This window comes from Streptomyces sp. NBC_01506 (genome assembly GCF_045040295.1).
Taxonomy (GTDB): Bacteria; Actinomycetota; Actinomycetes; order Streptomycetales; family Streptomycetaceae; genus Streptomyces.
Window position 1 is genome coordinate 5,719,531 of record NZ_CP109422.1, and the last position, 16,316, is coordinate 5,735,846.

The 16,316-nt window shown below is 69.4% G+C and carries 16 protein-coding genes and 1 pseudogene; 11 read left to right on the top strand and 6 right to left on the bottom strand.

Going from position 1 to position 16,316, the window contains the following annotated elements; translation table 11 throughout:
• Nucleotides 1-28 precede the first annotated feature (28 nt).
• Genes tgmA through tgmC form a run of 3 tightly spaced genes read left to right on the top strand, consistent with a single transcriptional unit; the run spans nt 29 to nt 1,944 of the window.
• On the top strand, nt 29-286 hold the full coding sequence (tgmA, locus tag OG329_RS25455; protein ID WP_405798355.1) for a putative ATP-grasp-modified RiPP: 258 nt from the start codon (nt 29-31) through the stop codon (nt 284-286).
• The gene (locus tag OG329_RS25460) at nt 283-753 is read left to right on the top strand and encodes an MvdC/MvdD family ATP grasp protein (RefSeq protein ID WP_405798356.1); all 471 of its coding nucleotides are present in this window, start codon (nt 283-285) and stop codon (nt 751-753) included. Before tgmA ends, OG329_RS25460 begins: the two co-directional genes overlap by 4 nt.
• 54 nt (nt 754-807) lie before the next feature.
• Complete coding sequence (gene tgmC, locus OG329_RS25465; protein ID WP_405798358.1) at nt 808-1,944, top strand: ATP-grasp peptide maturase system methyltransferase; 1,137 nt, start codon at nt 808-810, stop codon at nt 1,942-1,944.
• Here the strand turns inward: tgmC and OG329_RS25470 are convergent.
• A complete protein-coding gene (locus tag OG329_RS25470) occupies nt 1,890-2,225 on the bottom strand; it encodes a DUF397 domain-containing protein (protein WP_405798360.1) in 336 nt (111 codons plus the stop codon). The genes tgmC and OG329_RS25470 overlap by 55 nt on opposite strands.
• A gap of 24 nt (nt 2,226-2,249) precedes the next feature.
• A complete protein-coding gene (locus tag OG329_RS25475; RefSeq protein ID WP_405798362.1) occupies nt 2,250-2,993 on the bottom strand; it encodes a GntR family transcriptional regulator in 744 nt (247 codons plus the stop codon).
• Nucleotides 2,994-3,141: 148 nt separating this feature from the next.
• On the opposite strand from OG329_RS25475, the gene OG329_RS25480 reads away from it, so the two are divergent.
• The 4 genes and pseudogenes from OG329_RS25480 (at nt 3,142) to OG329_RS25495 (ending at nt 4,546) form a co-directional block, all read left to right on the top strand.
• Nucleotides 3,142-3,507, top strand: a complete 366-nt coding sequence (locus tag OG329_RS25480; protein ID WP_405798363.1) for a recombinase family protein — start codon at nt 3,142-3,144, stop codon at nt 3,505-3,507.
• A gap of 4 nt (nt 3,508-3,511) precedes the next feature.
• A complete protein-coding gene (locus OG329_RS25485) occupies nt 3,512-3,922 on the top strand; it encodes an ATP-binding protein (protein ID WP_405798365.1) in 411 nt (136 codons plus the stop codon).
• Nucleotides 3,923-3,942: 20 nt separating this feature from the next.
• Nucleotides 3,943-4,197: pseudogene (locus OG329_RS25490) on the top strand (exonuclease domain-containing protein); the annotation flags it as partial.
• Between the two features lie 103 nt (nt 4,198-4,300).
• Nucleotides 4,301-4,546, top strand: a complete 246-nt coding sequence (locus OG329_RS25495) for a hypothetical protein (protein WP_405802005.1) — start codon at nt 4,301-4,303, stop codon at nt 4,544-4,546.
• 26 nt (nt 4,547-4,572) lie between these two features.
• On the opposite strand, the gene OG329_RS25500 is transcribed toward OG329_RS25495, so the two are convergent.
• A complete protein-coding gene (locus OG329_RS25500; protein WP_405798367.1) occupies nt 4,573-5,385 on the bottom strand; it encodes a hypothetical protein in 813 nt (270 codons plus the stop codon).
• Between OG329_RS25500 and OG329_RS25505 the strand changes: the two genes are divergently transcribed.
• The 3 genes from OG329_RS25505 to OG329_RS25515 are packed head-to-tail and all read left to right on the top strand — an operon-like array spanning nt 5,384 to nt 10,151.
• Entirely contained in the window at nt 5,384-5,740 is a 357-nt protein-coding gene (locus tag OG329_RS25505; protein ID WP_405798368.1) for a hypothetical protein, read from the top strand. The genes OG329_RS25500 and OG329_RS25505 overlap by 2 nt on opposite strands.
• 15 nt (nt 5,741-5,755) lie before the next feature.
• Nucleotides 5,756-9,166, top strand: coding sequence for a HEAT repeat domain-containing protein (locus OG329_RS25510; RefSeq protein ID WP_405798369.1), 3,411 nt, complete (start codon nt 5,756-5,758; stop codon nt 9,164-9,166).
• A gap of 28 nt (nt 9,167-9,194) precedes the next feature.
• Nucleotides 9,195-10,151 (top strand): phosphotransferase family protein, encoded by a 957-nt coding sequence (locus OG329_RS25515; protein ID WP_405798371.1) that lies wholly within the window; start codon nt 9,195-9,197, stop codon nt 10,149-10,151.
• An 8-nt stretch (nt 10,152-10,159) separates the two neighbouring features.
• Here the strand turns inward: OG329_RS25515 and OG329_RS25520 are convergent, their stop codons facing one another.
• Together OG329_RS25520 and OG329_RS25525 are read right to left on the bottom strand one after the other, a co-directional pair.
• Complete coding sequence (locus tag OG329_RS25520; protein WP_405798373.1) at nt 10,160-11,725, bottom strand: MFS transporter; 1,566 nt, start codon at nt 11,723-11,725, stop codon at nt 10,160-10,162.
• Nucleotides 11,726-11,864: 139 nt separating this feature from the next.
• Nucleotides 11,865-13,595, bottom strand: coding sequence for a lyase family protein (locus OG329_RS25525; RefSeq protein ID WP_405798374.1), 1,731 nt, complete (start codon nt 13,593-13,595; stop codon nt 11,865-11,867).
• Nucleotides 13,596-13,786: 191 nt separating this feature from the next.
• Here OG329_RS25525 and OG329_RS25530 point away from each other — a divergent pair, with 191 nt between their 5' ends.
• The gene (locus tag OG329_RS25530) at nt 13,787-15,196 is read left to right on the top strand and encodes an NAD(P)/FAD-dependent oxidoreductase (protein WP_405798376.1); all 1,410 of its coding nucleotides are present in this window, start codon (nt 13,787-13,789) and stop codon (nt 15,194-15,196) included.
• 35 nt (nt 15,197-15,231) lie between these two features.
• Here the strand turns inward: OG329_RS25530 and OG329_RS25535 are convergent, their stop codons facing one another.
• Complete coding sequence (locus OG329_RS25535; RefSeq protein WP_405798378.1) at nt 15,232-16,281, bottom strand: aldo/keto reductase; 1,050 nt, start codon at nt 16,279-16,281, stop codon at nt 15,232-15,234.
• Nucleotides 16,282-16,316 lie beyond the last annotated feature (35 nt).

A 16,316-nucleotide genomic window follows, 5' to 3' on the forward strand; every position in this document is an offset into this window, starting at 1 on the left:
GAACATAATGGCCCCAACGGTCACAACGATGGAGGTACGCGTGCCCACTACCGTCCCCTGGGGCATCACCCGCATGAGGCCCTACCCCGAGGCCGTGACTCTGCCGGCAGCGACGGCGACCGTCGATCCGGTCACACAGACTGGCCGTTGGGTCGGCCCGGACGGGGAGATCCTGCCCGCGACGGCGCGACACAAGCGGTCCGAGACGAACAAGGAGACCTCGACGAAGACGAGTCTGGACGGCAACCCCGATCACGGCAGCGACCAGGAAGGCGACACCGATTGACCGGCAGATCCGTCCTCGTCGTCACACAGGCGGACGACGCGACGGCGGACATGGTCATCGAGGAGCTGAACCGCCGGCGTGTGCCCGTCGTACGGCTTGACCCCGGGGATTTCCCCACCGGCCTCACCGTCACGGCCCGCTTCGGACAGGACGGCCTTCGGGGTGCGGCACGGACCGCCACCCGCGTCGCAGACCTCGGCGGCGTCCGATCCGTGTACTGGCGGCGCCCTCGGCCGTACGCCGCACCGCCCGGTCCGGATGAGCAGACCGGCCGGTGGTGCCGAGAGGAGGCCCGCTACGGCCTCGGCGGCATTCTCGCCGCGCTGCCCGGCGCCCACTACGTCAACCATCCGTGGCGAAACCGGGACGCCGAGCACAAGCCCGCGCAACTCGCCGCCGCAGCGGCGTGCGGGTTCAGCATCCCGCCCACGCTGCTGACCAATTCGCCTGGTTTCCGACTTCTGTGACCGACAGGATCGTCACGGCCGTCGCCGACCGACTCCAGCACGCAGGAGGGCACCATGCCCGCTGACTCCGCCGCACTACGTCACGCCCTCGCCGACGAGATCGCGGCCGGCAACCCCACGCTCGATCCCTCCTGGCGCGACGCCGTCGCGGCCGTTCCCCGGGAGCTGTTCGTGGACGACGCCTTCTTCCGCCACGTCGGGACTGGATGGACGCCCGTACGCCGGGCCGAGAGCGGCGACGCCGAGTGGCTGGAGATGGTCTACACCGACTCGACGTGGGTCACCCAGGTCGACGGACGGGACGTGGCCGACGTCGACGGCCCGATCACCGGCAGCCCCACCTCCTCGGCCACACTGCCCTCACTCGTGGTGCGCACAGCCCAGGTGGCTGATCTCCAACCAGGCCAACGCGTCCTTGAAGTGGGCACAGGCACCGGCTACTCCACGGCGGTGCTGTGTCACCGGCTCGGAGCGGAGAACGTTGTCAGCATCGAGTACGACGCGGGCCTGGCCGCCACCGCCGCTACCCACCTGCGAGCCGCCGGGTACACGCCGACCCTCGCCGTCGGAGACGGCCTGCGCGGGTGCGGGGAACACGCCGACTACGACGCGGTGACCGCCACCTGCTCCGTGCGATCCATCCCCCCGCACTGGTTCTGGCAGCTCAACGACGGTGGCTCCATCACCACCACGATCTGCGGCTGGATGCAGGTGGCCGGTCTGATCCGTCTCGTCCTCGACGACGAAGGAACCGCCCACGGGCGTTTCACGGCGGACACCATCACGTACATGCTCGCCCGCCCGCACGAGCGCCCACCGTCCCCGCTGTTCTTCAAGATCGACGGCGACACCACTCCCGCCCGCGTGGACCCGGCGCTTCTGGAGCAGTGGGAAGCGCGGTTCGTCGCCCAGCTCTCGGCTCCGTCCGCCGAGCTGATGGAGACCAGCTCCGGCGTCATCCTCCGCGACGTCGCCACCGGGTCGCAGGCGTGGACAGAAGCCAAGGGTGCCGGCTGGGTCGTGCACCAGCATGGGCCTCTGCGGCTGTGGGACCAAGTCGAAAACGGACTGGCGCGGTGGCAACAAGCGGGTGCGGCCGGTCTCTGCGAGTTCGGCATGACAGCGACGCCCGACGCTCAGACGGTGTGGATCGGCTCGCCACAGGGCCCGAGTTGGCAGCTTCCCGTATGACGGCGCGGAGCGCCCAACCACGGCGGTGGCTGGGCGCTCGGCGGTTGTCGCCGGTGGTTAGCGCGCGCTGAACCCGTCCGTCGCGTGGTGCGTACGAACGAGTCGAACAGCCCGGCCGTGAGGGCGAGGGCGGGCCCGTGGGGTCGCTTGCTGTCGCGCGGCAGCCGCCGGCTGCCGTCGGGCAGGGCGGCTACTTCCACGCAGTTGCCGTTGTTGCCGGAATACGAGGACTTGACCCATGCCAGTCCCGGTGCGGTCGCGGCCCCGCTGTGTGACTTCATCGGCTATTCCATTTCCTCGACTGGTCAGTGTTGGTCCACCTGCTCCATACCCGGCCGGTAGATGTCCTCCCACAGCTCCAGCGGGCCGATGTCGTCGCGGAACATGGTCCGCAGCACGAGGACGGGTACGGCAATGCCCGGTAGTACGTCGATGCCGAACTCGCTGAGCTCGTTGGCGGATGCCAGACGAGCGCTTCGGCGTTCGGGCTCGGCCGTGACGGTGCGCCCGGTGCGCTCCGTGTAGAGGTCGTGCCGCCACCTCGGCGTCGGGTTCGGATCGAGCAGTTCCGGCAGATGTTCAAGTGCGCGGACGTGAATGAAGTTCAGGCCGAGGATCGTTGGCTTCCCGTCCCGGACGAAAGTGCGGCTTCGTACCACGATTTCGTCGTACGGATCGATCCCCAGCAGGGCTGCGACCTGGTCGTCAGCGCACGACCGGAGACCTGAGTGCCGGTTCTCGGCCGTCTCCCGAGGCGAGTAGGGCTGACCGGTGCGAGTCAGCCGCGCCAGACGACCCGCTCCGGTCACTGCGGATCGTGCCGCGTCGTCAGCGCCCAGCACCGTCGTGCCGTGTCCCCGCGAGCTGCGCACCAGTCCTTCCGCTTCGAGCGTCTGGTACGCACGGTGAACGGTCGCGGTCGAGCCCTCGCCCCCGCTGACCAGTTCCTGGATGTGCGGCAGGCGGCTCCCGGGCGGGTACGTCCCGTCCGAGATCTGAGCGGCGAGGCGGTCGGCGATCCGGCGCCATTTGGGCACTGTGGGTGACATGACTACTCCTCTCGACTCGTTGAGTCAATCACACTTCTAGAACTGCGGGCCATTCTTCAATGTGTCAATCGGTCGGCTACGGCTCATTCCAGGGCGAGCCGGGCATTGTCGGCGGCGCTTTCGCAAGCCCCCACCGGAGGAAAACGTCATGAACTCCCTGACCGACGAGCCGTGCATGGCCTACGGCTATCTCCGCGTCCTCTCCGACGCGGCCGAGCGCGCGGCGTACGCGCAAGAGCGCGACATGAAGCGCTTCGCGGAGGAACGTGGGCTTCAACTCGTCGCCATCCACCACGAGTTCATCTGTGGAGCGCTCGACGCGTTCAACGAGCTGATCGACGCCCTGCGTTACACCGGCGCCCGCGATGTGCTGGTGCCGTCGCTCTCCCATCTCGCGGAGAACGGTCCACTGCGCGGGGCCTTACTCGATCGCATCGAATTCGGCGTCGAGGCGCGCGTGCATGCCCTGGACGAGTACGCGGCGAGCGCCCACGGGCGCGGTGCCGGCGCGTAGTGCCGTGTCACGACACTGCGCCGGGGACCGGCTCGTACTGCCGGCCGATGCCTTGGACGACGTCCTGCTCGTGTCGTCCGAACTGGTCACGAACGCGGTCCGAGGCACGGACCTTGTGGCTTTCCAGCTCCGGATCGCCGGGCGGAGCCTCTACGTCGAAGTATGGGACAGGGCTCCGGGCGTCCCCGAGGTGAACCACGCCGATACCGACGCCGAGGACGGCCGCGGCCTTCGCCTCGTTGAGGCGCTGGCGACACGATGGGGCGTCTGCCGGCCCCGTGCCGGGGGGAAGGTGATCTGGGCCGAACTGCCGTTGCCCGCCGACGCGTCGCCGCTGGGGCCGGAGGCCGGTGCCGAGTTGTTGGCCGACGCCGTACACCTGGAACGGACGCTGACCGCGCTGCGCGGGCTGTAGCAGGAAGGAACATCAGCGCCATGAACTTCACCACCTGGCCCCCGCTCCTGGTAGTCGATGTGGAGGGCAACGGGGCCAGTCCTCCCGACCTTGTGGAGGTCGCCGCGCTGCCCATCCGCGACGGCCTTCCCGACACCGGCACGGCCGGGGCCTGGGTGGTGCGGCCGGCCAGGCCGGTCACGCCGTTCGCGGCGCGGGTGCACGGGTTGACCAACGAGGCGCTGGCCGACCGGCCCTCCTGGGGGGAGGTCGCCGGCCAGGTTCGCGCGTTGCTGGGTGGGGCGTGGATCTGTGCGCACAACGCGCACGTCGACCACAAGGTCCTGACGCGGCACCTTCCCGAGTTGGGAGCCCGCCGGCGTCATCGACACCCTGCGCCTGGCCAGGGCGACTTACCGCAGCCTCCCCTCGTACACGCTCGACGCGCTGATCGAGCACGTCGAGCCCGACCTCACCCACGCGCCCGGCCGCCGCCATCGCGCGACGTACGACGCGTACGCCACCGCTCAGATCCTCATCGCCATGGCTGGCGAGTACGAGACGTGGGGCCAACTCGTCGCCGTGGCCGTGCCGCCTCGCATGCCCGGAAACCCCGAACCCGATACGCAAGCCACTCTGTGGTGAAGCTCCGACCCGCGGTTGCCGGGTAGTCAAGCCCCTTGGGGTGCGGTGACCTCGTAGTGGTCCAGATAGCGCCGCATCTCGGCGTCGAGCGAGGCATCGCCCCCGCCGTTGACAGCGTGCCAGAGACGATTCTCAAGCCAGAAGCGGTAGGCGAAGTTCTCGAAGGAGGGCGCGCACCACAGGATTGCCGCCGTCTGAGCGGCGAGATCGGACAGGTCGCTCTCCGGCTCCCAGTCCTCCGAGTCACGTGCTTCGTACTCATAGTTAATGTGGGAGTTGATCACGAAGACCTCGCCGGACGGGCGGAAGTAGAGGTACCAATGAACGCAGTCCTGCTGGTCACGGAAGAACCGGAGCAGGAACGCGCCAGGCTCGACGGGGCTGGGCAGAGGCTCGGAGAGACTGCTCCAGCAACCCGTCACCGACACCGCGTCCAAGGATCCCCGCAACTTCGACGACACGTGGAAGGTGACGAAGTCCTGCGGCAGCTCCAGTCCTTCGGCAGCCAGCCCCTCCCCCAACTGCCGGAATTTCGTGGCTTGTTCGGCATCGACTTCGCCTGGATCGCCCAGCCACTGGAATGCGCCGGTGAACTGCTTCTCGTCCAGAACCGGCAGGGTGCCGTAGGGGTATCGCTCGTAGGTATGGCGACAGGGGCGGTGTTCACCGAGATCTGTCGCGCACCACGCGGCATCAAAGTTGACAGCCATGGCCAGCAGCTCCGTTCGTAAGAGGACACGCGATCGACAGCATGCCACCGGGGTCTGACAACGCTGTTGGACCAGAACTTGTGCGAAGTCGGCCTGCTGCTCTGGCGTGTTGGACGAGAATTCGCCCATGCGGGGATGGCAGAGAACAGCGCTGATCGTCGGTTCGTGCGCGTTGATCGTGGCGATGGTCGTGGTCTGGGTGGTCGTGGACCTTGGGACCGCCGACGGTGTGGCCAGTGTCGTCGGGGCGTCGGTGGGCGTCGTCGGTATCGTCTACGCCCTCATCGCCGGTGCGGAGCAGCGGCCCAGCAGCTTCCGTGTCACGCGGACCGGCAAGAACACGGTGCGGGGCGGCGGCACGTCCAATACCGGGATCACACGCACCGGTTCGGGCGGACCGGTCCAGGCGAGTGCCACGGACACCGGTGACGTCGAGGCGGACGGCGACGGCAGCGGGGCGAACAGCGGGATCCAGCTCAACTAAGGGGCGCGGGCAGTGGTGTTGGGGAAGAAGCCGACCGTTCAGGCCACGGATACGGGGGACGCGCGGGCCCAGAGCGGTGGTGTGGCCAACAGCGGGGTCATGAACATCGGGGAACTGCACCAGCACGGGCCGCTACCGGCTGAGACCACACCCGAGGACGCGCACGCGGCGGTAGAGGCGTACGCGGGCCGGGTCCGTGGCCACTACGGGCGACTGGACCTGGAGGTCCTGACGCCTCTGTCGGAGCAGAACGAGCATCCGGTCGTGGAGCTGCGCGAGGTCTTCGTCGCCCCGCTTGTGCGAGCGGACCCACCGCAGGTCGAGTTGCCTCGCGAGCTGATGAAACGGCTGGTGGAGCAGGGCGAGTTACTGGAGAGCAGCGACCTTCCCCCAGGGACCGATTCCGTACGACTGCACCAGGTACGTGAGGCGTACCGTCAGCGCCCGCCCACCGATGTGCTTGAGGTCGTGGCCGACCCGCAGGCCAAGCGGGTGGTCCTCCTTGGGGACCCGGGGGCGGGGAAGTCCACCCTGGCCCGCTATCTCGCGCTGGCTCTCACCAGCCCCGAACCGCCCGGTCCCTTGGGCGCCTTGAACGGGTGGCTGCCCCAGGTCATCGAACTTCGGCTCTACGCGGAGGAGCGCTGGCGCGAGCGGACCTTCGAGGACTTCCTGGAACACCTGCACACCACAGAAGGAATGTCGGTCCCCGCCGCCGTGCTGCGAGACCGCCTGCGGAGCGGAAAGGCGCTGGTCGTCTTCGACGGTCTGGACGAACTGTTCGATCCCCGCGTACGAGCGGAGACCGCACGGCGCATCGCCGCCTTCGCCGACCGGTACCCGGACATCCGCGTGGTCGTCACCTCGCGCGTCATCGGCTATCAGCGGGCGACCCTGGACGGCGCGGACTTCAATCACCACATGCTGCAAGATCTGAACGAGGATCAGATCGCCGAGTTCGCCCAGCTCTGGTACGCCAACGCCTGCCCCAACAATCTTGTGCAGGTAGCCCAGTTGGTACGACGGGTCACCGACGCCGTATCCCACTCCCGGCCGGTGCGTGAACTGGCGGGCAATCCGCTGCTCCTGACGATCCTGGCCATCATCGGACGCCGCCAGACGCTGCCACGGGACCGCCAGGGTGTGTACCGGCACGCGGTGACGGTCCTGGTCGCGCACCTGGACCAGGACGTCAAGCATTTGAAGGGACAACCCGGCGCGGAAGCCTGGGAAGTCCTGGACCCCGAGGAACTACTCGAACTGCTGCGCCTGCTGGCACGCTCCATGCAGAACGGCAGCAGCGGCATCGCCGGAAACCACATCCACGGCCGCGAGCTGGAAGCCGTTCTCCGCGACTATCTGCGGGACTACGAACTCCCCCCGATGAAGGCCAAGGCGGCGGCACGCGCCATGGTGGACCGGCTGCGGACACGGAACTTCATCCTGAGCAGGTATGGAGGGGAGGTCTACGGGTTCGTCCACCGCGCCTTCCTCGAATACCTTGCCGCAGCCGACATCGCCCACCGGTACAAGGAAGACCGCGAATGGAGCCAGGACGAACTCATCCAACAGGTCTTCAAGGCGCGTGCGGCAGACCCCTCCTGGCATGAGGTCCTGCTCCTGGTGATCGGCCAGTTGAGCGAACGGGACGCGGGCCCGGCCATCGACTGCCTGCTGCAACTTCACGGTGAGCTGCCCAGCGAGGACAACAGCATGCTGTCCCTGGCGGTACGGGCCCTGGCCGAAGTACGCAAGATCGGTCCCCTCGCCGCGCAGAGCCATGCTGTCGTCGACGCCCTCATCCAGGCCGTCAGCGGACCTTCGTCGGATCGAGCTGACAATGCGCTTAGCGCCGCGCTGCCTGCCCTGATGACCTTCAGCGAGTACTGGAGCGGGCGCCAGCACTACTTGCGCTGGTTCCACGCGTCTGGTCAGTTCCAGTGGGACCTCGAATGGGCCGCGAAGGTGGCCGGCGCTCTGTATGGAACCCCCACAACTCCAGTGCTGCTCGCCAGATTCGCGCCGGAGTCCGCCGCACGTGCAGAAGCTCTCAATCTGCTTGCCCGGCGCTGGCCCGATGATCCGGGGATTCGTGCGTTGATTCGGGACCGTGTCACCAGTGACCCCGACGGGACCGCTCGCTCCACTGCCCTGTGGCTGTTGGCCCGGGACTGGCCTGATGATCCGGGGATTCGTGCGCTGGTTTATGACCGTGTCACCAGTGACCCCGACGGGACCGCTCGCTCTACCGCTTTGGAGCTGCTGGCCTGGGGCTGGCGCGATGATCCGGGGATTCGTGCGCTGGTTGATGACCGTGTCACCAGTGACCCCGACGGGACCGCTCGCTCTACCGCTTTGGAGCTGCTGGTAGGGCGTTGGCTGGAGGATCCGGGGACTCGTGCGCTGGTTTATGACCGTGTCACCAGTGACCCCGACGGGTTCGCTCGCTCTACCGCTTTGGAGATGCTGGCAGGGCGTTGGGCCGATGATCCGGGGATTCGTGCGTTGATTCGGGACCGTGTCACCAGTGACCCCGACGGGACCGCTCGCTCTACCGCTTTGGAGATGCTGGCCCGGCTCTGGCCTGAGGATCCGGGGACTCGTGCGCTGGTTTATGACTGTGTCACCAGCGATCCCGACGTGGTCGCTCGCTACAGGGCCCTGCGGCTGCTGGCAGGGCGTTGGTTGGAGGATCCGGGGACTCGTGCGCTGGTTTATGACCGTGTGACAGCCGACCCCCACGAGATCCCTCGTTTCAGGGCTTTGGAGCTGTTGGCCCGGCACTGGCGCGATGATCCGGGGATTCGTGCGCTGTTCCGGGACCGTGCCACTAGCGACCCCGACGGAACCCCCCGCTCCACCGCTTTGGAGATGCTGGCCTGGGGCTACTGGCGCGATGATCCGGGGATTCGTGCGCTGGCCTATGACCGTGTCACCAATGACCCCGACGGAAATGCTCGCTCCACTGCCCTGTGGCTCTTGGCCCGGCACTGGTTGGAGGATCCGGGGACTCGTGCGCTGATTCGGGACCGTGTCATCAGTGACCCCCACGAGATCGCCCGTTCCAAGGCTTTGGAGCTGCTGGCCCGGAGCTGGCCCGATGACCCGGAGACTCGTGCCCTGATCCACGACCGCGCCACCACCGACCCCTACCCCGAGCTAAGACTTGAGGCGCTTCGGCTCTGGGCGGGAGAAACCACAGACCAAGCTCGCGATGCTCTACGAGAGCGTGCCCGCCACGATGAAAGTGAGGCGGTCAGGAGCGGCGTCGTGTGGATGCTGGCCTTTGGGTGGCCGGGCGATGCACTCACCTTCCCCACCCTGCAAGAGGTAGCGGCTACCGACTCCTCGGAAGACGTACGCTCGACGACCGCACAAGCAGTGCGGGCAGTCGAAGAGATTCTGGCCGGTGGGGAGTTCTCCTAGGACCGGACCGAATCGGAAGGGTCCGTACATGTCCGCGCTGAGCGCGTCCCGGCTCGCCGCCGTCCTGGAAGCCGCCGGGGTAGGTGGGGCGTCGGTGGGTGGGTGTGAGGTGTTGGGTGGGGGGACCTACAACTCGCTCTACCGCGTTCGCATGGACGACGGCAGGCGGTTGGTTCTGAAGTTGCCGCCGGAGCCCGGTATGCCGCACCTGACGTACGAATCCGAACTGCTCGTCAACGAAGGCGAGTTCTATCGGCGGGCCCGGGGTGGGACCGATGTGCCCGTGCCCGAGGTGGTGCGTCTCGCTGGAGATTCGTTGTTGATGACCGAGTGTCCGGGGGAGCCTTGGAGCGGTCTGGCGGGTCGGCTCGCAGACGTTGAGCGTGACCGGCTGCGACGTGAACTCGGGTCTTACGTCGCTCAGTTGCACGCCGTCATCGGTACGCGCTTCGGCTATCCCTCCGGGGCCGTGCCCACCGCCGGCACCTGGCGGGAGGCGTTCACCGCCATGCTGGAGGCCGTGCTGGGGGACGCCGAGCGGTTCGGGGTCACGTTGCCGGTGTCCGGGGAGCGCGTACAGGAGTTGGTACGGGGCGCGGCCCCGGCGTTGGACGAGGTTGCCGTTCCCGCGCTCGTTCACTTCGATCTGTGGGAGGGGAACATCCTCCTGGCCCAGGAAGAGGGGCGGTGGACGATCGGTGGGGTCATCGACGGTGAACGGATGTTCTGGGGCGATCCGTTGGCGGAGTTCGTCTCGCTCAATCTGTTCGGTGAGCCCGAGGACGACCCCGCCCTGCTGGCCGGCTACCGGGCCGGTGGCGGTGGCACCGGCTTCGGCGAGGCCGCGCGGCTGCGTATGGCCCTGTACCGCTCCTACCTGTACCTGATCATGCTGGTCGAAGCCGTACCGCGCGGCTACCCGCCCTCGCGGACCGCCGAGGCCGCCCTGGTCCGGGCGTTGGGGATCGTCTCGGCGACGACGTGAAACAAGGGTCAGGCGGCGGGCGGTGGCATGCCGCCCTGGAGGCGGTCGAGGTCGGAGGCCCGTACCTGGATCACGAACACCGCGATCACCGCCGACACGGCCGCGAACACCGCCGCCACGATGAACGCGTTCATCACACCCGACGTCAGCACCTCGTCGCTCCACGGCTTCGGCAGCGTCCCCGTCTTCTGGAACGTCAGCTTCTGGGCCTGCGTCGCGTGCGCCATGAAGTCCTGGGCCTGGGTCTTCGCCTCGTCCCTGCTGGCGGTGCCGTACACCGTCACCAGGATGGACAGGCCCAGTGAACCGCCCACCTGCTGCGTCGCGTTGAAAATACCGGATCCGGCACCGGCCTCCTCCTGGCTGACGCCCGACAGCGCCATCAGGGTGAGCGACACGAACTGGAAGCCCATACCGAGCCCGAAGACCAGCACCGGGCCCAGCAGGCTGCCCACGTAGGTGCTGTTCACGTTCACCAGCGTCAGCCACGCGAGACCCGCGGAGGCCAGGACCGCGCCGGACACCATGAACGGTTTCGGACCCCAGCGCGGCAGGAGCTGCGAGGCGATGCCCGAACCGATCGCGATGACCACACTCACCGGGAGGAAGGCGAGACCGGCCCGGAGCGGGCTGAAATTCAGGACCTCCTGCACGAAGAGTGTCAGGAAGAAGAACATGCCGAACAGCGCGGCGGCCAGGCTCAGCATCATCCCGTAGACACCCGCGCGGTTGCGGTCACGGAACATCCACAGCGGAGTGATCGGCTGCTGCGAACGCCGCTCGATGGTGATGAAGAGGAACAGGAGTACGACGGCCGCGGCGAAGGACCCGAGCGTCAGGCCGTCCGTCCAGCCCTCCTCGGACGCCCGGATGAACCCGTACACCAGACACACCATGCCCAGCGTCGCGGTGAGCGCGCCGACGATGTCGAAGTGGCCGGGGCGCGGCTCGGACTCCTTGATGAAGCGGGGCGTCAGGGCGATGATCACCAGCCCGATCGGCACATTGACGAAGAAGATCCACCGCCAGTCCAGCCACTCCACCAGGATGCCGCCGGCCAGCAGCCCGATCGCGCTGCCGCCCGCCGAGACGGCCGCGAACACGCCGAACGCCCTGTTGCGCGCGGGCCCTTCGGGGAACGTGGTGGTGATCAGGGACAGCGACGTCGGGGAGGCGATCGCGCCGCCGATGCCCTGGAGGGCGCGGGCGGCGAGCAACTGCCAGGAGTCCTGCGCCAGACCGCAGAGCAGGGAGGCGACGGCGAAGAGTGCCACGCCGAACATGAAGACCCTGCGCCGCCCCAGGATGTCGCCGAGGCGCCCGCCGAGCAGCAGCAGACCGCCGAAGGTGAGGGTGTACGCGTTGACCACCCACGACAGGTTCTGGGTCGAGAAGCCCAGCGCGTTCTGGATGTGGGGGAGCGCGATGTTCACGATGGTGACGTCGAGGACCACCATCAACTGGCAGGAGGCGATGATGGTCAGCGCGATCCCGTTGCCGTGGCCCCCCTCGGGGGCGTCGGCACTCTTCGCGGTGTTCGGCGGCGTGGGCGGCGTGGGCGGTGATTCAGTCATAGGTGGGGGTGGTGACACGGGGTGGTGCGGGCCCTCGGACAGGGAACGCCACCGTTCACCGGATCTGACTGTAAAACGGGCGAACCGGACGCGCGACTCGACCTCGAAAGGAGGGGAAGGGGATGGCGGGCGTACGTGGTCAATCGGGCGGGCCGCTTGAGGTGTCCCCGTGTTCCGCCAGCGCGCGGTCCACGAATGCCGGGGCCGAGCCCGTGTATTGCGTCGGGTCGGTGAGCGCGCGCAGTCGCTCCTCCCCGATCAGTTCGGCCACCGCCGGGTCGGTCTCCGTCAGGGCTTGGGCCAGCGGGATGCCCGCGCTCGTCGCGAGGTGGGCGGCGGCGCCGAGCAGTTCCCGCGCGCGGGACCGGCCCACGGCGGAGCTCAGGGCCGTCGCGAGCCGTTCGGCCGTGGGCAGTCCGTGGGTGAGGGCGAGGTTGTCGCGCATCCGGTCGGGGAAGACACGCAGGCCGTGGGTGAGTTCGGCGGCGTCGCGGGCGGCGCCGCCGGTCAGCCGCAGCAGCTCGCGCAGCGGCTGCCATTCGGCGTGCCAGGGGCCGGCGGGGCGTTCGTCCTCGGCGACGAGCGCGCCCAGCAGTACGGAGGCGAGCGCGGGCGCCTGTCGCGCGGCGGCGGCGATCAGGGCGGCCCGTACCGGGTTCCGCTTGTGCGGCAGCGCGGATGAACCGCCGCCGCGCGACTCGGCGACCTCGCCGATCTCGGTCCGGGACAGTACGAGCACGTCGGCGGCCACCTTCCCGAGCGCGCCCGCGGTGAAGGCGAGGGCGGAGCCGAGATCGGCGACGGGGGTACGGAGGGTGTGCCACGGCAGCGTCGGTTCGGCGAGTCGGAGCCGGGCGGCGTACGCGGCGAGGAGACGTACGCCGGTCTCGGCGTCCGGATGGGTGGTGGCGGTGGCGGTGGTGGCGGTGGGCGTGCGGGTGGGGGCGGGGCTTTCGGGGGCGGGGTCGGTGGCCGTGCGGGTGGGGGCGGGGCTTTCGGGGGCGGGGTCGGTGGCCGTGCCCTGCGCGGCCTCGCCCGGCAGGTCGTAGATCGGCTCGTCGGGCGCGGGGCCGACCCCGAGGTCGGGCTCGGGGTCCGCGCCCGTAGTTGGTCCCGTGGCGGGCGGGTAGTCGGGCAGCGGCTCGGGCGGGGTGTCCAGCGTGGTGTCGAGCGCGCCGGTCAGGTCGTACACCGGCTCGCAGGACGCGGCGGTGGAGGTCCTGTCCGGTGTGCCCTCCACCGTGTCGTCGGCCGCCGAGAACGCCGCCAACGTGCCTGTCTCGCCGCCCAGTTGGGCCGGGAGCCGGACAGCCGCCAACCGGGTGCGGGCGTCGCGTACCGACGAGAGCCAGCCCGCCGCCTTGAGCCCGAACGTCGTCGGGGCCGCCTGCTGTGTGAGGGTGCGTCCCGCCGTCGGGGTCATGCGGTGGGCCTGGGCCAGGGCGGCCAGCGCGTCGGCCGTACGGTCCAGATCCGCCAGGATCAGCGGCAGCGTACGGGCGGCGACCAGCATCATCGCCGTGTCCACGATGTCCTGGCCGGTCGCGCCCCGGTGGACGTACCGCGCCGTGTCCTCGTCGGCCACCGCAGCCGTCAGGTCCGCCACCAGCGGGGCCACCGGATCGCCGTCGGCGCGCGCCCGCAGCGCCACGTCCCGTACGTCGAACCGCTCCGCCGTCGCCGCCGCCGTGACCGCGTCGGCCGCCGCCTCCGGCGCGAGACCGACCGCCGCCTGAGCCTGGACCAGCGCGGCCTCGGCGTCGAGCATCGCCCGCAGGAAGGCGGCGTCGCCGGTGGCCGCCTCGGCGGCGGATCCGGCCCGGCCGGGCGAGAGCAGCCCGGCGTCGTCGGTGTGCTCGGCGGAAGTCAAGGAAGACCGTCTCCTCGTCGCCCCGAAGTCGGATGTCGGTGTCGATGTCTATGCGGTACGTCGTGCCATCAGCGTGCCCCGCAGGTCCGCTTTCAGCTAGGCGTGCGGGGAGGCGAGGGGCGACGCGCAGCCGATATTTAGCGCCTTTTGACAGGGCGTGGGTAGGGGCTGATTGGGTGAAGGGACTCATTATGAAGATCGAGACCGAGCGGGGGCGCAGGTCCGGCGGAACGCTCCGTCACATCGCCGTCGTCGGTACCTCCCTCGCCGGGGTCCGCGCCGCTGAGGCGCTGCGTCGACGGGGCTTCGACGGGCGGCTCAGCCTGGTCGGCGCGGAGGGCGACTTCCCGCCGTACGACCATCCTCCGCTCGCCCAGGCCGTGCTGACCGGCGGGGACGTCCACGGGACACGGCTGCCGGTCGCGCCGGACCTCGATGCCGAGCTGCTGCTGAACACGACGGCTGAAGGGCTCGACCTCAAGGGACTCAGGGGCGTCGAGGGCTTTACGGGTCTCACGGGCCGCACGGACCTTACGGGCGGTCTCACCGGCCTCACCAGCCGCGCGCGTCGTCCGGGCAGGAACACCGGCGGTACCGGCGGCAGCGGCGGCACCCTGCGACTGTCGACCGGGCGCACCCTGGACTTCGACGGGCTGGTCATCGCGACCGGCGCCGCGGCCCGGCAGCCCGCCCAGATGCGCGGCGGCCACCCGGCCGTCCACGTCCTGCGCACCTTCGAGGACTGCCTCGCACTGCGCGCCGCGCTCCTCGGCGGCCCACGGGTCGCCGTCGTCGGTGCCGGATTCGTCGGCTGCGCGGTCGCGTCGCACTGCCGGGCGCTCGGGCTGGACGTCACCGTCATCGAGGCGGGCGCCGGCCCGCTGGGGCGGGTGGTCGGTACGGCCATGGGGCGGGAGCTGGCCGGGCTGCACCGCGACCACGGCACGGTCGTCAGGGCCGGCGCCTCGGTCGCCGCGCTCCACCCCGACGGGGTCGAGCTGGCCAACGGCACCCGCGTACCGGCCGACCTGGTGGTCGTCGCGGTCGGCCGCGCGTCGCGCACCGAGTGGCTGCGCGGGAGCGGCCTCGACATCGCGGACGGCGTGCTGCTGGACGCGACGTGCGCGGCGGTGGGTGCCTCGCGCGTCGTCGCGGCCGGCGGTGTGGCCCGCTGGTACAACCCGCTGTTCGGCGTGGTGATGCGGGTCGGGCACCGGGACGACACGGCGGATCAGGCCGTGGCCGCCGCCGACACCCTCCTCGCGGACGGCGAGGAGAGGCGGCCCTTCGAGTCGGTGCCGTATTTCCGATCGGAGCAGTACGGCAGCACGATCCAGTTCGTCGGACGTGGCATCGGCGTCCCGCACATCGTCGCGGGGACTCTCGCCGAGCGCCGGTTCGTCGCCCTGTACACGGACGGACAGCACATCACCGGCGCGCTGTGCATGAACCGGCCCGCCCAACTCGCCCGCTACCGGCGGATGGTGGCGGCGCGTATGCCGAAGGATCCGATCCTCGGGTCCCATGCCGGTCAAGTCACCTTTCCGACTGATGGCTTGACCGGCCGGGGCACCGACGCGCCGCCTCGGCAGCCCGCCTGACGAGGGCTCAGGCTTCGGATACAGGGGGTGAAGAGTTACGCCGCGGCCCGGTCGCCGACCGGGCGGCGGCGCAGCGAGGCTTCCGTCAGCGCGCGCGGCCGCCAGACACCGTCCGGGTGGTAGACGTCCGTCCCGGGCGCCACGATCTCGTCGATACGGTCGAGCGTCGCGTCGTCCAGCGTGAGCGACGCGCCCTTGAGCAGACCGTCCAACTGCTCCATCGTGCGCGGGCCGATGATGACCGACGTCACGGCGGGATGCGCGACGGGGAAGGCCACGGCCAGCTCGGGCAGCGAACAGCCGACGTCGTCCGCCAGTTCGACCAACTGCTCGACAATCTCCAGCTTGGTGGCGTTCACCGGCAGCGACGGATCGAACCGCGCCGGGGTGAGTGCGGCGCGGCCCGAGGTCATGTCGACCGTGCCGCCCTGGCGGTACTTGCCGGTGAGGAACCCGGAGGCCAGCGGACTCCACGTCAGCACACCCATTCCGTACCGCTCGCACACCGGCAGCACCGACGTCTCGATGCCGCGCGCCAGGATCGAGTAGGGCGGCTGCTCCGTCCTGAACCGCATGAGCGCGCGGCGCTCGGCGACGACATGCGACTCCACGATCTCCTCGGCGGGGAACGTCGAGCAGCCGAAGGCGCGGATCTTGCCCTGGTGCACGAGATCGGTCAGCGCGGAAAGCGTCTCCTCGATGTCCGTGGTGTGGTCGGGCCGGTGGATCTGGTAGAGATCGATCCACTCCGTCCCCAGCCGTTTCAGACTCTCCTCCACCTCCTTGACGATCCAGCGCCGCGAGTTGCCGCCGCGGTTGCGGCCCTCGCCCATCGGGAAGTGCACCTTGGTCGCGAGTACGACATCGTCGCGGCGGCCCTTGAGCGCCTTGCCGACGATGTGCTCGGACTCGCCGGCGGAGTACATGTCGGCCGTGTCCACGAAGTTGATGCCCTGGTCGAGGGCGGCGTGGATGACGCGTACGGAGTCGTCGTGGTCGCTGTTGCCGACGGAGCCGAACATCATGGTGCCGAGGCAGTGGACGCTCACCTCGATACCGGTGCCGCCGAGAGTGCGGTAACGCATAGGTGGTGCTCCCTTGCTGGTCAGGCTCGGCCGGG

Coding starts and splice junctions, on each gene's coding strand:
- tgmA (WP_405798355.1), top strand. CDS start 29: ATGGAGGTACGCGTGCCCACTACCGTCCCCTGGGGCATCACCCGCATG.
- tgmC (WP_405798358.1), top strand. CDS start 808: ATGCCCGCTGACTCCGCCGCACTACGTCACGCCCTCGCCGACGAGATC.
- OG329_RS25470 (WP_405798360.1), bottom strand. CDS start 2,225: ATGAAGTCACACAGCGGGGCCGCGACCGCACCGGGACTGGCATGGGTC.
- OG329_RS25475 (WP_405798362.1), bottom strand. CDS start 2,993: ATGTCACCCACAGTGCCCAAATGGCGCCGGATCGCCGACCGCCTCGCC.
- OG329_RS25480 (WP_405798363.1), top strand. CDS start 3,142: ATGAACTCCCTGACCGACGAGCCGTGCATGGCCTACGGCTATCTCCGC.
- OG329_RS25505 (WP_405798368.1), top strand. CDS start 5,384: ATGCGGGGATGGCAGAGAACAGCGCTGATCGTCGGTTCGTGCGCGTTG.
- OG329_RS25500 (WP_405798367.1), bottom strand. CDS start 5,385: ATGGGCGAATTCTCGTCCAACACGCCAGAGCAGCAGGCCGACTTCGCA.
- OG329_RS25515 (WP_405798371.1), top strand. CDS start 9,195: ATGTCCGCGCTGAGCGCGTCCCGGCTCGCCGCCGTCCTGGAAGCCGCC.
- OG329_RS25520 (WP_405798373.1), bottom strand. CDS start 11,725: ATGACTGAATCACCGCCCACGCCGCCCACGCCGCCGAACACCGCGAAG.
- OG329_RS25530 (WP_405798376.1), top strand. CDS start 13,787: ATGAAGATCGAGACCGAGCGGGGGCGCAGGTCCGGCGGAACGCTCCGT.
- OG329_RS25535 (WP_405798378.1), bottom strand. CDS start 16,281: ATGCGTTACCGCACTCTCGGCGGCACCGGTATCGAGGTGAGCGTCCAC.